Annotated in this window: 15 protein-coding genes; 10 read left to right on the top strand and 5 right to left on the bottom strand. The window is 70.1% G+C overall.

Features of this window, described 5'->3' with window-relative positions:
- Nucleotides 1-17 precede the first annotated feature (17 nt).
- The 3 genes from KF903_RS05320 to hemB all read right to left on the bottom strand — a co-directional run bounded on the left by KF903_RS05320 (nt 18) and on the right by hemB (nt 2,286).
- Nucleotides 18-278 (bottom strand): YkgJ family cysteine cluster protein, encoded by a 261-nt coding sequence (locus KF903_RS05320; protein ID WP_291212000.1) that lies wholly within the window; start codon nt 276-278, stop codon nt 18-20.
- Nucleotides 275-1,111: a shikimate dehydrogenase gene (aroE, locus tag KF903_RS05315; RefSeq protein WP_291211998.1), complete on the bottom strand. Its 837-nt coding sequence runs from the start codon at nt 1,109-1,111 to the stop codon at nt 275-277. The genes KF903_RS05320 and aroE overlap by 4 nt, the downstream gene beginning before the upstream one ends.
- 179 nt (nt 1,112-1,290) lie before the next feature.
- Nucleotides 1,291-2,286 (bottom strand): porphobilinogen synthase, encoded by a 996-nt coding sequence (gene hemB / locus KF903_RS05310; RefSeq protein ID WP_291211995.1) that lies wholly within the window; start codon nt 2,284-2,286, stop codon nt 1,291-1,293.
- A 224-nt stretch (nt 2,287-2,510) separates the two neighbouring features.
- On the opposite strand from hemB, the gene KF903_RS05305 reads away from it, so the two are divergent.
- The 8 genes from KF903_RS05305 (at nt 2,511) to KF903_RS05270 (ending at nt 8,234) form a co-directional block, all read left to right on the top strand.
- The gene (locus KF903_RS05305; RefSeq protein WP_291211992.1) at nt 2,511-2,963 is read left to right on the top strand and encodes a hypothetical protein; all 453 of its coding nucleotides are present in this window, start codon (nt 2,511-2,513) and stop codon (nt 2,961-2,963) included.
- Between the two features lie 63 nt (nt 2,964-3,026).
- Nucleotides 3,027-3,695, top strand: coding sequence for a 16S rRNA (guanine(527)-N(7))-methyltransferase RsmG (gene rsmG / locus KF903_RS05300; protein ID WP_291211990.1), 669 nt, complete (start codon nt 3,027-3,029; stop codon nt 3,693-3,695).
- Nucleotides 3,692-4,468 (top strand): AAA family ATPase, encoded by a 777-nt coding sequence (locus KF903_RS05295; protein ID WP_291211987.1) that lies wholly within the window; start codon nt 3,692-3,694, stop codon nt 4,466-4,468. Before rsmG ends, KF903_RS05295 begins: the two co-directional genes overlap by 4 nt.
- A gap of 25 nt (nt 4,469-4,493) precedes the next feature.
- Entirely contained in the window at nt 4,494-5,366 is an 873-nt protein-coding gene (locus KF903_RS05290; RefSeq protein ID WP_291211984.1) for a ParB/RepB/Spo0J family partition protein, read from the top strand.
- A gap of 127 nt (nt 5,367-5,493) precedes the next feature.
- Nucleotides 5,494-6,060, top strand: a complete 567-nt coding sequence (locus KF903_RS05285; protein ID WP_291211980.1) for a sigma-70 family RNA polymerase sigma factor — start codon at nt 5,494-5,496, stop codon at nt 6,058-6,060.
- The gene (locus KF903_RS05280) at nt 6,047-6,775 is read left to right on the top strand and encodes a DUF3379 family protein (RefSeq protein ID WP_291211978.1); all 729 of its coding nucleotides are present in this window, start codon (nt 6,047-6,049) and stop codon (nt 6,773-6,775) included. The genes KF903_RS05285 and KF903_RS05280 overlap by 14 nt, the downstream gene beginning before the upstream one ends.
- 124 nt (nt 6,776-6,899) lie before the next feature.
- The gene (locus tag KF903_RS05275) at nt 6,900-7,619 is read left to right on the top strand and encodes a glycosyltransferase (protein WP_291211976.1); all 720 of its coding nucleotides are present in this window, start codon (nt 6,900-6,902) and stop codon (nt 7,617-7,619) included.
- A gap of 9 nt (nt 7,620-7,628) precedes the next feature.
- Nucleotides 7,629-8,234, top strand: a complete 606-nt coding sequence (locus KF903_RS05270; RefSeq protein WP_291211974.1) for a DUF6445 family protein — start codon at nt 7,629-7,631, stop codon at nt 8,232-8,234.
- Between the two features lie 16 nt (nt 8,235-8,250).
- Here KF903_RS05270 and ppc read toward each other — a convergent pair whose 3' ends face one another.
- A complete protein-coding gene (gene ppc, locus KF903_RS05265) occupies nt 8,251-10,947 on the bottom strand; it encodes a phosphoenolpyruvate carboxylase (RefSeq protein WP_291211971.1) in 2,697 nt (898 codons plus the stop codon).
- Nucleotides 10,948-11,240: 293 nt separating this feature from the next.
- On the opposite strand from ppc, the gene rpmB reads away from it, so the two are divergent.
- Nucleotides 11,241-11,477, top strand: a complete 237-nt coding sequence (rpmB, locus tag KF903_RS05260) for a 50S ribosomal protein L28 (protein ID WP_291211968.1) — start codon at nt 11,241-11,243, stop codon at nt 11,475-11,477.
- Between the two features lie 13 nt (nt 11,478-11,490).
- Nucleotides 11,491-11,655 (top strand): 50S ribosomal protein L33, encoded by a 165-nt coding sequence (gene rpmG / locus KF903_RS05255; RefSeq protein ID WP_131995653.1) that lies wholly within the window; start codon nt 11,491-11,493, stop codon nt 11,653-11,655.
- A 114-nt stretch (nt 11,656-11,769) separates the two neighbouring features.
- Here rpmG and KF903_RS05250 read toward each other — a convergent pair whose 3' ends face one another.
- Nucleotides 11,770-12,570 (bottom strand): hypothetical protein, encoded by an 801-nt coding sequence (locus KF903_RS05250; protein ID WP_291211961.1) that lies wholly within the window; start codon nt 12,568-12,570, stop codon nt 11,770-11,772.

Raw genomic sequence — 12,570 nt, 5'->3', positions numbered from 1 at the left:
GGGCGCGCGCCGCTGCATCAGCGCGGCGGCGCGGTGGCGACCTCGAGCGCAGCCAGCGTCGCCAGTGCCTGAGCGCGGCTGGCGCCGCACATCGATGGAGTCGGTCGCAGCGCCGCGCATACGGCCGGGCGCAGGGGCGAGCCGAAGATCGCGCAGCTGAAGTCGTGCTGCAGTTGCACGCAGGGCACGCCAGCCGGCTTGCCAGCCGGCATGCCCGGTATCGGCGAGGAGATCGAGGGCGCGATGCAGCAGGCGCCGCAGCCGGCGCGGCAATTCATGCCGGGGTGGCGACCATCGCGTGGATCGCGGCGGTGGCGGGCCGCACGCCATGCCACAGTTCGAAGGCTTCGGCCGCCTGTTCCACCAGCATGCCGATGCCGTCGCACACGTTGGCCGCGCCGGCGGCGCGCGCCCAGTCGATGAACGGCTGCGCGATGCGGCCATAGGACAGGTCGTAGCACAGTGCATCGCGCGCCAGCAGGCGCGGCGGCAGCGCGACCGTAGTGCCGCCGTGGCCGATCGAGGTCGCGTTGATGACGAGGTCGTACTGGTCGTCCAGCAGCTCGACCTTGGCAAGATCGCAGGAAAACACGCAGTCGCTGGCCAGGCTGCGCGTCAGTTCCATCGTGCGCACGCGCGTTCGATTGACGATCATGAGATCGTGCACGCCAACCTCGATCAACGCGGCGGCCACGGCGCGCGCAGCGCCGCCGGCGCCGAGCAGCAGCACGCGCCGGCCGGTCGGATCGAAACCGTGGCGCTGGCGCAGGTCGCGCAGCAAGCCCGCGCCGTCGGTGCTGTCACCGCGCCAACTGCTGCCATCGAGGATGAGCGTGTTGACGCTGCCGGCGCGACGCGCGCGGTCGCTCGTGCTCGTGCACAGCGCGAAGGCGTCGAGCTTGAGCGGCAGTGTCACGTTGGCGCCGATGCCGCCCGCGCGGGCGAAGTCGGCCAATGCCGCCGGAAACTCCGCGTGCCCGGCTTCGATCGCGCGGTAGTCGACGGCGATGTTGAGCTGCGCGCCGAACGCGGCATGGATGCGCGGCGACAACGAGTGCGCCACCGGTTGGCCGAACAGGGCGAGGCGGGAAGTCGTGGATGCCGGGGTCATGGAATCGTCGGGGTTGCGATGGGGCCTCGATCGCCGGTCGTCGCTGCGACCGTGCGCTGGATTGCCGCATGACGTCGGGCCTGCGCCGCGCCGCTGCCCCGCCATGCCGCTTGGGTTCGCTCCCTGTCGCGGTTGCGGCAGCGCATCCGGCGCGGCCGTGCTGCGGACGCTGCCGCGCTTCAGTGGGCCTCGCGCAGCCAGCGCGCGGCATCGAGCGCGAAGTAGGTCAGGATCGCGTCGGCGCCAGCGCGGCGGATGCCGGTCAACGCCTCGAGCACACAGGTGCGCTCGTCGAGCCAACCGTTGCCCGCCGCCGCCTTGAGCATCGCGTACTCGCCGCTGACCTGGTAGGCGAAGGTCGGCACGCCGAAGCGCTCCTTCACGCGGCGAACGATGTCGAGATAGGGCAAGGCGGGTTTCACCATCACCATGTCGGCGCCTTCCTCGAGATCGAGTGCGACCTCGCGCAGCGCTTCGTCGGAATTGGCCGGGTCCATCTGATAGGTGTACTTGTTGCCCTTGCCGAGGCTCGCTGCCGAACCGACCGCATCGCGGAACGGGCCGTAGAACGCCGAGGCGTACTTGGCCGAGTAGGCCAGGATGCGCGTGTGCACGAGACCGGCCGCTTCGAGCGCACTGCGCACGGCGCCGATGCGGCCGTCCATCATGTCCGATGGCGCCACCACGTCGGCACCGGCCTGCGCGTGCGAGACCGCCTGCTTGACCAGCGCCGCGACGGTCGCGTCGTTGACGACGTAGCCGCTCTCGTCGATGAGGCCATCCTGGCCATGCGTGGTGAACGGATCGAGCGCGACGTCGGTGATCACGCCGAGCGCGGGATGGGCCTGCTTGAGCGCACGCACCGCGCGCTGGGCGAGACCGTCGGGATTCCAGGCCTCGCGCGCATCGAGCGATTTGGCTTCGGGCGGCGTGACCGGGAACAGCGCCAGCGCCGGGATGCCCAGTTGCTGCGCCTGCTCGGCCACGCGCAACAGGCGGTCGATCGAAACACGCTCCACGCCCGGCATCGACGGCACCGGTTCGGCGAGGTCACGCCCTTCGCGCACGAACACCGGCAGGATGAAATCGCTGGCCGACAGCTCGGTTTCGCGCATCAGTGCACGCGAAAACGCGTCGCGGCGCATGCGGCGCAGGCGGGTGTGTGGATAGGCCATTGACGGCGACCGCTCGCGAAAAGCGGCGATTGTACCGCGCGCGGCTGCGGCCAATCGTGGCCTTTGGTCGCAGACCGTGGGCTTGGCAGGCTTCGTGCATGCTTCCGTGTGGACACTCGGCCAGCAAGGATTCAGTTAAATACTTGTTATGTCGGCGTTGCTGTGGTTCCATTGGGCACCTGAAGTTTGTCATTTAACTCATTGTTCGCGCATGTAATCAGGATATGTTGCTGCCCTTGCTCTGGATGTTGTGCATTGCCGCAGTCGTGGCCTTGGCCGCGAGTTCGGTCCTGCGCATCCCCGAAGGGCAGGTCTACGCGCTGCGCCGCCTCGGTGGCCACATGCGTCGCGTCGGTCCGGGCACCCACTTCGTGCTGCCGCTGGTCGAGCGCATCGCGCGCAAGATCGATCTGGCCGGCGCCACGCTGGCCGTGGACGGCCTCGAACGCGACGGCGCCAGCCTGCGCGCGACGCTGTACTACCAGGTGCTCGATGTCGAACGCGCCGATGGCCTGCTCGATGACCTGGCCGGCGTGCTGCGCGAGCACACCCGCGCGCTCGTTGCCAGCGCCGACTTTCCGCTTGCGGTCGATGCGCGTGCGCGCTGGACGCGCCAGGCGCTCAATGCGCGCCTGCGTGAACGCGGCGTGTTCGTCGCCCGCGTCGACCTGCACTGACGACGCTGGATTTTGCCCGCGCGCGCGGTCGATACTGCGCGGCCCGAGTGCTGCGCCCCGTCCATGACCGACCGCGAGCCACTGCGGCAGCGCCTCGTCGCGGGGCTGGCCGAACTGCATTGCGACCTGCCGCCCGCCGCGATCGAGCGCCTGCTCGACTACGTGGCGCTGCTCGCGCGCTGGAATGCCACCTACAACCTGTCGGCCGTGCGCGAGCCTGCCGCGATGGTCACGCGCCACCTGCTCGATTCGCTGGCGGTGGCGCCGTGGGTGTGTGGTCACACGTTGGTCGATCTCGGCACCGGGCCGGGGCTGCCCGGCATTCCGCTCGCGATCGCCGCGCCGCAGCGGCAGGTGACGCTGGTCGACTCCAATGGCAAGAAGACGCGCTTCCTGCGCGCCGCCGTGCGCGAGCTCGGGCTGGCCAACGTGCAGGTGGTCGAGGGCCGCGTCGAAGCGCTGTCCGGGCAGTACGACTGCGTGACCGCGCGCGCGTTCGCCAGCCTTGCCGACATGCTGGCCTGGGGCGGGCACCTGCTCGCGCCGGGTGGTCGCTGGCTCGCACTCAAGGGCCGTGTCGGTGACGAGGAACTGGGCGCGCTGCCGGCACCCTTCGTGGTGCAGGCCGTGCAGGCGCTCAGCGTGCCGGGTTTGGACGCCGAGCGCTGCGTGGTGATAATTGCCGGCTCCGGCCAGCCGGCCGGCGCTCCCGCAACCCGGATCCAGTCATGACGCGCATCATCGCGATCGCCAACCAGAAGGGCGGCGTGGGCAAGACCACCACGGCGGTCAATCTCGCCGCGGCCTTGGTCAGCCCGTCGCGGCGCGTGCTGCTGGTGGATTTCGACCCGCAGGCCAATGCGACCATGGCGGCCGGCATCGACAAGCGCGACGTCAGCCCCAGCGGCTGCGAGGTGCTGCTCGACGAGGCACCGATCGACAAGGCGATCGTCACCACCGAGGCGGGCTTCGACCTGTTGCCGGCCAACGCCGACCTCACCGCCGCCGAGCTCAAGCTCATGGACGCGCTGGCGCGCGAGTCGCGCCTGAAGGAACACCTGGCGCGACTGGGCGAGCGCTACGACGTGGTACTGATCGACTGCCCACCCACGCTCAACCTGCTCACGATCAATGCACTGACCGCCGCGCATGGCGTGTTGATTCCGGTGCAGTGCGAGTATTTCGCGCTGGAAGGCCTCACCGACCTGCTCAAGACGATCAAGGCCGTACGTATGCGGCTCAACCCCGGCCTCGAGGTCGATGGCCTGTTGCGCACGATGTACGACACCCGCAACAACCTCGGCAACGAAGTCTCGCTGCAGCTCACCAAGCACTTCGGCGACAAGGTGCTGCGCTCGATCATTCCGCGCAACGTGCGCCTGGCCGAGGCACCGAGCCACGGCAAGCCGATCAACCTGTACGATCCCGAATCGCGCGGCGCGCTCGCCTACCAGAGCCTGGCCGGCGAGATGATGCGTCGCGTCAGTGCCGCGCCCGCGCCCTGAGCGCGCCCCACGGAAGCTACCGATCATGGCAAGCAGGAAACGCGGTCTCGGACTCGGACGCAGCCTCGACGAGCTGCTCGGCGACGGTGCTCCCGCCGCGGGCGGCGAGACCGAGGGCGAGCTGCGCACGCTCGCGATCGCCGCGATCGTGCCCGGCAAGTTCCAGCCGCGCGTGCACTTCGACGAAGGCGCGCTCGACGAACTGGCGGCCTCGATCAAGGCACAGGGCCTGATCCAGCCCATCGTGGTGCGCGAGACCGGCAAGGGCCGCTACGAGCTCATCGCCGGCGAACGCCGCTGGCGCGCCGCGCGCAAGGCTGGGCTGCAGGAAGTGCCGGCGCTGGTCAAGGCCGTGCCCGAGCAGGCCGTGGTGGCGATGGCGCTGATCGAGAACATCCAGCGCGAGGATCTCTCGCCGCTCGAGGAGGCCAAGGCGATCGAGCGCCTCATCGGCGAGTTCGGCCTCACCCACCAGCATGCGGCCGATGCGATCGGCCGTTCGCGCGCCAGCGTCACCAACCTGCTGCGCCTGCTCGAACTGCCGGCGCCGATCCGCGACCTGCTCGATCGTGGCCAGTTGCAGATGGGCCATGCACGCGCGCTCGCTGCGGTCGAGCCCGCGGCGCGCGCGATCGCGCTGGCGCGGCAGGCCGCCGAACAGGACTGGAGCGTGCGCGAGCTGGAGGAGGCCGCGCGTCGCGTCGCGGCGCCAGCGGCCGGCAAGAGCACGGCGCCGGCAGCGCGCCGCGATCCCAACATCGACGCCCTCGAACGCGAGCTGGCCGAGCGGCTCGCGACGCGCGTGCAGCTTGCGCACGCGCGCAACGGCCGCGGCAAGCTCGTCATCCATTACCACAGCCTCGACGAACTCGACGGCATTCTCGGCCGCATCCGCTGACGGCGCCGGCAGCGCCTGCGGCGCAGGGTCGACGGCCACGCGGCACTGAACTGCCGCTGCCGGCGCGGGTCTGTGTGTCCTCGCCGCCCGATGGTGGCCAGACGCGTGACGCACAGGGGGGCGGGCAATGAGCAGGCGCGAGAATGCAAGCCCGGGCGCGACTGGCCGGTCTGCGACTGCGTTGGGTCGACACCAGGCGCAATTCGAACAACTCGTGCACACGCATTCGGCCGAACTCTATCGCCACGCCTACTGGCTGTGCGGCCAGGAGGCGCTGGCCCAGGATCTCGTGCAGGAAACCTTCCTGCGCGCCTGGCGCGCCCTCGACAGCCTGCGCGATGGCGCTGCGGCCAAGGCCTGGCTGCTGACGATCCTGCGCCGCGAACACGCGCGCCTTTACGAGCGCAAGCCGATGCCGAGCGTCGATATCGACGATCTCGACCTGCTCGATGCCGGCCCCGGACCGGAAGCTCGGCACGATCAGGCCGCGCTGCGCGCCGCGATCGCCAGGCTCGAGCCCAAGTACCGCGAGCCACTCGTGCTGCAGGTGCTCGGCGGCTTCTCGCTAGCCGAGATCGCACGCCAGCTCGGCAGCACCGAAACCGCCGTGATGACGCAGGTGTTCCGCGCGCGGCAACGCCTCAAGGCGATGCTCGAAGGCGCCACGCAGGAGGACAACGATGGACTGCCTTGATGTACGGCGGCAACTGCAGGCCGCCGCCGACTGCGATGCGCTGGTCTGGGAGCACCTGCAGACATGCAGTGACTGCGCGCGTGCCTTCGGCTTCGATGCCGGTTTCGGCCAGGCGCTCGCGGCTGCGCTGGCGGTTCCGGTGCCGGTCGACCTCGCCGCGCAGCTGATCGCGGCGCAGCGTCGCGCCGCTGCTGCGGCGCCGCTGCGGCGCCGGCGTGCACCGCGGTGGCTGGCGCTGGCGGCCGCGGCGGCGCTGGCCCTGGCGCTGGGCATCGTGCAGTGGCGCGATGCCCATTCGCTGCCGGCACAGGCCACCGCGCACGTGACCGCGGAGCACGAAGCGGCCGCATTGCAGGCCCGCCAGCCGCTGCCCGAAGCGAGAATCGAGGCGGCATTCGACGCCCACGGCCTGCACCTGCTGGCAGCGCCGCCCAGCGGCATTGCCTATCTCGCCAACTGCTCGGTCGGCGGCAGCGATGGCCTGCACATGGTCATGGACTCGTCCGCCGGCCCGGTCAGCGTGCTCTACCTGCGCGGGCGCAAGGTCGATGCCTGTGTCGATTTCCACCGTGACGGCCTGGTCGGCCGCATCGTGCCGCTGGCCGACGGCGCGCTGGTCATGCTCGCGCGCGAGGATCGCGACTTCGACGGCATCGAGGCGGCCTGGCGCAATGCGCTGGAAGGACCGCGCACGGCCGCGCGCGGGACGCTGTAGGCGTCGCGGCGCGTTGCGCCCGCGGCGGCGCCATGGCGCCTGCGACCGCGTGCCTCGGCCTGGCAGGCGCCGCGCGTGCGGGCTTTTGCGATAATCGCCCCCTTTCCCGTCCAAGTCCGCATCGATGTCCGAGCTGTCCGTGGTCGTGCCGGTGTACAACGAGCGCGACAACATCGCGCCGCTGGTCGCCGAGATCGTCGCTGCGCTGCGTGGTCGCGTGGACTTCGAAATCGTCTATGTCGACGATGCGAGCAGCGACGACTCGCGCGACGTGCTGCGCCGGCTCAAGGACACCACGCCCGAACTGCGCGTGATCGGCCACCTCCGCCAGTGCGGGCAGAGCACGGCGATCCGCAATGGCGTCAAGGCCGCGCGCGGGGCGTGGATCGCCACGCTCGATGGCGATGGCCAGAACGATCCGGCCGACATTCCGCGCCTGCTCGCGATCCGCGACGCCGGCGCCTCCGATGCGATCAGGCTGTTCGCGGGCTGGCGCGTGAAGCGGCAGGATTCGGGCAGCAAGCGCTGGGCCTCGAAGTGGGCCAACGCGATCCGCTCGCGCCTGCTGCGCGACGCTACTCCCGACACCGGCTGCGGCATCAAGCTGTTCGAGCGCGCAGCCTTCCTCGACCTGCCGTATTTCGACCACATGCATCGCTACCTGCCCGCACTCATGCAGCGCGCCGGCTGGCAGGTGCAGTCGGTGCCGGTCAACCACCGTCCGCGCAGCGCAGGCGTGTCCAAGTACAACAACCTCAACCGCGCCCTCGTCGGCATCGCCGACCTGCGCGGCGTGGCCTGGCTGATCCGCCGTTCGCGCCGCAGCGACGTGCAGGAACTGTGAGCGCAAGCCATGCCGACCTCGATCGTCATCGTCGATGATTTCCTCAGCGATCCGCACGCATTGCGCGCTGCCGCGCTGCGCCTGACCTATCCGCCGCAGAATGGCGCGTTCCCGGGCCGCAACTCGCTCGAACGCATCCAGCTCGATGGCCTCGTGCCGCAGGTGTCGCGCATCCTCGGCGAACCGTTGCGGCTGCTCGACCCGCCGCAGTCGCATGCCAAGTGCCGCATCACGCTGGCCGGCGATGTCGGGCGCGCACGCGTGCACGTGGACCAGTCGCACTGGTCGGGCATCCTCTACCTCACCCTGCCCGAGCATTGCCGCGGCGGTACCGACTTCTTCCGCCACAAGCGCAGCAACAGCGAACGCGGCCCGACCAGCCTCGAGGAACTGCATGCGATGGGTTACGCCTCGATGCAGGAGTTGCACCAGGACATCATCGAGCGCGACAGCAACGACACCGCGGCGTGGGAACTGACCATGAGCGCGTCGATGCGCTTCAACCGCCTCGTGCTGCTGCGGCCGTGGTTCTGGCACAGCGCGGGCGAGGGCTTTGGCGACAGCCTCGCCAACGGGCGCCTGGTCTACCTCATGTTCTTCGGCAGCGCCGCCTGAGCGCGCGGCTCCAGCCTCAGCCGCTGTTCTGCAGCCCCAGCGCGACTCCGTGCACCGAGGCGGCGAGGGCCGCGAACAGCTCAGCATCGTCGTCCTCGCCGGCACGCCAGCGCCGCAGCAGATCCACCTGCACGAGGCTCATCGGATCGATGTAGGGGTTGCGCAGTGCGATCGACTGCGCGAGCCGCGCATCGTCGGCCAGCAGGCGCCCACGCTGGCGCAGGCGCAGCACGCCGCCGACGCTGCGCTCGAATTCGGCGCGGATGCGCGGGAAGAACTGCTCGTGCAGTGGGCCGGCCAGCTGCGAGAAGCGTTCGGCGATGTCGAGATCGCACTTGGCCAACTGCATTTCGAGATCTTCGAGCAGGGTGCGGAAGAACGCCCAGTCGCACGCCATCTCGCGCAGCGTGGCCTCGTGGCCGTCGGCGCACAGCCGATCGACCGCGCTGCCGACGCCGTACCAGGCGGTGAGGCCGGCGCGCGACTGCGTCCACGCGAAAACCCACGGGATCGCACGCAGCGCATCGAGGCTGGCGCCACCGCGGCGCGCCGGGCGCGAGCCTAGCGTCATGCGTTCGATCACGTCGATAGGCGTGGCGCTGCGAAAGTAGGTGGCGAACGCGGGCGCCTGCAGCAGCTCGCGGTAGGCCTGCTCCCCGTGCGCGGCGAGCGCCCCCATGACCTCGCGCCAGCGTGTCTCGCGCGGCTCGGGCGGGCGCGGGCGCAGCGTCGCCAGCAGCACCGCGCCGACGCTCTGCTCGAGCGTGCGCAGCGCCAGTGCGCGGATCGCGTACTTCTGGTGGATGATCTCGCCCTGTTCGGTCACGCGCAGGTGACCGTCGATGGTGCCGCGCGGCGCCGCCATCACGGCGCGCGAGGTCTTGCCGCCGCCGCGGCTGACCGAACCGCCGCGCCCGTGGAAGAACTCGATGCGCACGCCGGCCTTGCGCGCGACCTCGAGCAGTTCGACCTGCGCGCGTTGCAGCGCGAAACGTGCGGCAAGGATGCCGCCGTCCTTGGCGCTGTCGGAGTAGCCAAGCATGACGACCTGGCGCTGGCCGCGCGCGGCCAAGTGGTCGCGGTAGACCGGCTCGGCCAGCAGCGCACCGAAGGTCTCGGCGGCGCCATGCAGGTCGGTGATCGTCTCGAACAACGGCGCGATGTCGAGCGGCACGTGGCCAGCGTCGTCGACGAGACCGGCGGCGCGCGCCAACGCGAGCACGCCGAGCAGGTCGGCCACGCAGCCGGCCATGCTGATGATGTGCAGGCCGAGCGCGTCATCGCCATGGCGCGCACGCGCATCGGCCAGCGTCGCGAACACGGCGACCGCCTCGACCACCGCCCGATCGTCGGCGGCGACCGGCAGCCGGCGCGCGCCGCTGGCGTAGGGCGCCAGCAGGCTCGCGCGTCGATCGGCCGCTTCCGGCCAGTGGCCGAGCGCGGCAGCGAGCACGCGCGCGTACACGCGTGCGTCCTGGCGCGTGTCGAGCCGCGCCAGATGGAAGCCGAAACTGCGGCTGCGCCACAGCAGGCGCCGCACTGCGAACCAGCCCGCGTGTGCGCCGGCGTTCTCGCGCAGGCTGTCGGCGATCGCTTGGATGTCGTGGCAGAACTCGGTGGCGTCGGCGTAGGCGTCGGGGCCATCATGGCTGGTCGCCGCCAGCCGCGCACCGATGAACTGCAGCAGGCAGCGATAGGGCATGTTGGCATGCCGCGGGCGGATCCTTGCCGCTACCTGCGGCAGGCGCTGACGATAGTCGGTGAGCCGTTGCTGCAGCGCGGCCGACACGCCGACGCGGTCGAGCGTCTGGCTGAGCAACTGCGCCAGTTGGGTGCATTCCGCGCGATAGCGCCTGATGACCACGCGGCGCTGCTGGCGCAACGTTGCCGCGGCGGTGCCGGCATGGGCGTTGGGATTGCCGTCCATGTCGCCGCCGACCCAGTTGGCGAAGCGCACCATGCGCGGCAGTGCGGGGCAGGTGCCGTAGACGTCGACCATGGCCTGCTCGAACGCCTCGTAGAACACCGGGATCACGCGATAGATCGGTTCGGCGAGGTAGTAGTCGACGTGGTCGAGTTCATCGAGCACGCCGGGGCGCTCGTGGGTGGTGTCGGCAGTCTGCCAGGCGCTGGTTAGCGCCATGCGCAGGCGCGCCCAGTCGGCGCGCCGCTCGGCCGGCGTATGTGGTCCGACCAGGCCGTTGATGAGCGTGCGGACGATTTCCTGCTCCTTTTCGAGCAGGGCACGTCGCGACACCTCGGTCGGATGCGCGGTCAGCACGGGTTCGATGTCGAGCCGCGGCAGCGTCGCCAGCAGCACGTCGGCGCCGACACCTGCATCGCGCAGGCGCGTCAGCACGTCGTGCAGCCCGTCGGGCTGCGGCCTGGCGCCGGCGATCTGGTAGGCGCGCCGGCGCCGGATGCGCTGCACGCGTTCGGCCACGTTGACGACCTGGAAGTACAGCGAGAACGCGCGCGCCAGCGCCTGCGCGTTGGCCGCGTCGAGGCCGGCCAGCGCGCCGGCCAATGTGGCGAGCGCCACCCCGTCGCGGCGCCGCGCGATGGCGGTCGTGCGTAACACCTCGATGCGTTCGAAGAACGCGGTGCCCAGCTGCTCGACCAGCAGCTCGCCCACGAGCGCACCGAGCCGACGCACGTCCTCGCGCAGCGCGGGATCGGTCGGTTCGGGGTCGGCGGGTCGGGTCGTGGGCATGACAGGCCCCCGGGCAAGGGATCGGCCGAGCTTAACAGCATGCTGCAATGCGACAGGCGCAGTCCGGCGGCAGCCTGGCTGGGCGCCGCGGTACCGGCTTGCTGCGTGCGCCAAATTGGGCTATAAAGCCCGGCTCGCTGCAGCTATCTGGCCCTTGTGGGCTGGCGCGGACAGGCGGTCTTGCGATCCGCCCGCGCCGTGCTGCAGCACTTCCGGCATCGCAAGGCGCCACGTCGCCGCCGGGCCGCCGCCGTCCTGGCCAAGGGCGGCATCGTCCACCGCGAGGTTCGACCATGTCCAAGGTGTGCCAAGTCACCGGCAAGAGTTTCCAGTCCGGCAACAATGTTTCCCATGCCAACAACAAGACCCGGCGCCGCTGGCTGCCGAACCTGCACGAGCGCCGCTTCTGGGTGCCGAGCGAGAAGCGCTGGGTGTCCCTGCGCGTGTCCAGTCACGGACTGCGCACGATCGACAAGAAGGGCATCGAAGTCGTTCTCGCCGACCTGCGCAAGCGCGGCGAAAAGATCTGAGGAGTAGGCAACCATGGCATCCAAGCGCGACAAGATCCGTCTGATCTCCTCGGCCGGCACCGGCCATTTCTACACCACCGACAAGAACAAGAAGAACACGCCGGAAAAGATGGCGGTCAAGAAGTACGACCCGGTCGTGCGCAAGCACGTCGAGTACAAGGAAGGCAAGATCAAGTGACGATGGGCGGCGCCGGTCCGGCGCGTCGCGACGGCGCGCACCGGCTGGCAACACCGCAGGTCAGCAAGAAAACCCGCCGCGAGGCGGGTTTTTTTTTGCGTCCGTTGCGGCCCGTCAATGCGCGCGCTGCGCGGGTCGCCATGGCAACAACGCGATGCAGGCCACGATGAACACGAACAGCACTGCGGTGGCACCGTAGCGGCTCAGCGCGAGTCCGCCGTGGGCGAGCGGCTTGTCGAGGAAGTCGCCGAGCACGGCGCCCAGCGGCCGCGTGAGGATGAAGGCGGCCCAGAACAGCAGCGTCGGGGTCGCCCAGCGCAGCAGGTGCAGCGCCGCGACCAGTGCCAGTGCGGCGCCAAAGATGGCGATGCCGCCGTCGTAGCCGAGGCCAGCGCTGTCGGCGGTCCAGTCGCCGAGCGCGGTGCCCAGCGTCTGCGAGCACATGATCGTGAACCAGTAGTAGGCCTCGGCGCGTGGCCCCGTCACGCTGTCGACCGCGACCGTGCCCAGTGCGCGCCGCCACGCCCACAGCGATCCGAGCACGAGCGCAAGCAGCAAGGTCGATCCACCCAGGTAACCGATGCCGAGCGAGCGGTCGACGAAATCGGCCAGGGTGGTGCCCACCGTGGTGCTGGCGACGATCGCGAACCAGTACGGCGCGGGATGAAAGCGGCGCATGCGGATCTGCAGCCAGACCGCGGCCGCGAACACCACCGCCAGCAACGTGGTGCCGATCAGATAGCCGTAGGGATGGGGCTGGCTGGTGGTCTCGCCGAGCCAGCTCATCGTCACCGCATCGCCGCCGGTCTCGCCCAGCGTCGTTGCCGCGATCTTGACGATCCAGAACAGCAGCGTGACTTGCGGCACCTTGGCCAGCGGGGCGGCGGCATCGCGGACGAGGTCGTTCGAGGGCAT

The sequence above is a fragment of the Dokdonella sp. genome, assembly GCF_019634845.1.
Classification (GTDB): Bacteria; Pseudomonadota; Gammaproteobacteria; order Xanthomonadales; family Rhodanobacteraceae; genus Dokdonella_A.
This window is presented reverse-complemented; position numbering and strand designations above follow the sequence as displayed.

Bases quoted from the DNA above. Each gene is read 5' to 3' on its own strand.
- KF903_RS05320 (WP_291212000.1), bottom strand. From the start codon at position 278: ATGAATTGCCGCGCCGGCTGCGGCGCCTGCTGCATCGCGCCCTCGATC.
- aroE (WP_291211998.1), bottom strand. From the start codon at position 1,111: ATGACCCCGGCATCCACGACTTCCCGCCTCGCCCTGTTCGGCCAACCG.
- hemB (WP_291211995.1), bottom strand. From the start codon at position 2,286: ATGGCCTATCCACACACCCGCCTGCGCCGCATGCGCCGCGACGCGTTT.
- KF903_RS05305 (WP_291211992.1), top strand. From the start codon at position 2,511: ATGTTGCTGCCCTTGCTCTGGATGTTGTGCATTGCCGCAGTCGTGGCC.
- rsmG (WP_291211990.1), top strand. From the start codon at position 3,027: ATGACCGACCGCGAGCCACTGCGGCAGCGCCTCGTCGCGGGGCTGGCC.
- KF903_RS05295 (WP_291211987.1), top strand. From the start codon at position 3,692: ATGACGCGCATCATCGCGATCGCCAACCAGAAGGGCGGCGTGGGCAAG.
- KF903_RS05290 (WP_291211984.1), top strand. From the start codon at position 4,494: ATGGCAAGCAGGAAACGCGGTCTCGGACTCGGACGCAGCCTCGACGAG.
- KF903_RS05285 (WP_291211980.1), top strand. From the start codon at position 5,494: ATGAGCAGGCGCGAGAATGCAAGCCCGGGCGCGACTGGCCGGTCTGCG.
- KF903_RS05280 (WP_291211978.1), top strand. From the start codon at position 6,047: ATGGACTGCCTTGATGTACGGCGGCAACTGCAGGCCGCCGCCGACTGC.
- KF903_RS05275 (WP_291211976.1), top strand. From the start codon at position 6,900: ATGTCCGAGCTGTCCGTGGTCGTGCCGGTGTACAACGAGCGCGACAAC.
- KF903_RS05270 (WP_291211974.1), top strand. From the start codon at position 7,629: ATGCCGACCTCGATCGTCATCGTCGATGATTTCCTCAGCGATCCGCAC.
- ppc (WP_291211971.1), bottom strand. From the start codon at position 10,947: ATGCCCACGACCCGACCCGCCGACCCCGAACCGACCGATCCCGCGCTG.
- rpmB (WP_291211968.1), top strand. From the start codon at position 11,241: ATGTCCAAGGTGTGCCAAGTCACCGGCAAGAGTTTCCAGTCCGGCAAC.
- rpmG (WP_131995653.1), top strand. From the start codon at position 11,491: ATGGCATCCAAGCGCGACAAGATCCGTCTGATCTCCTCGGCCGGCACC.
- KF903_RS05250 (WP_291211961.1), bottom strand. From the start codon at position 12,570: ATGCCCTCGAACGACCTCGTCCGCGATGCCGCCGCCCCGCTGGCCAAG.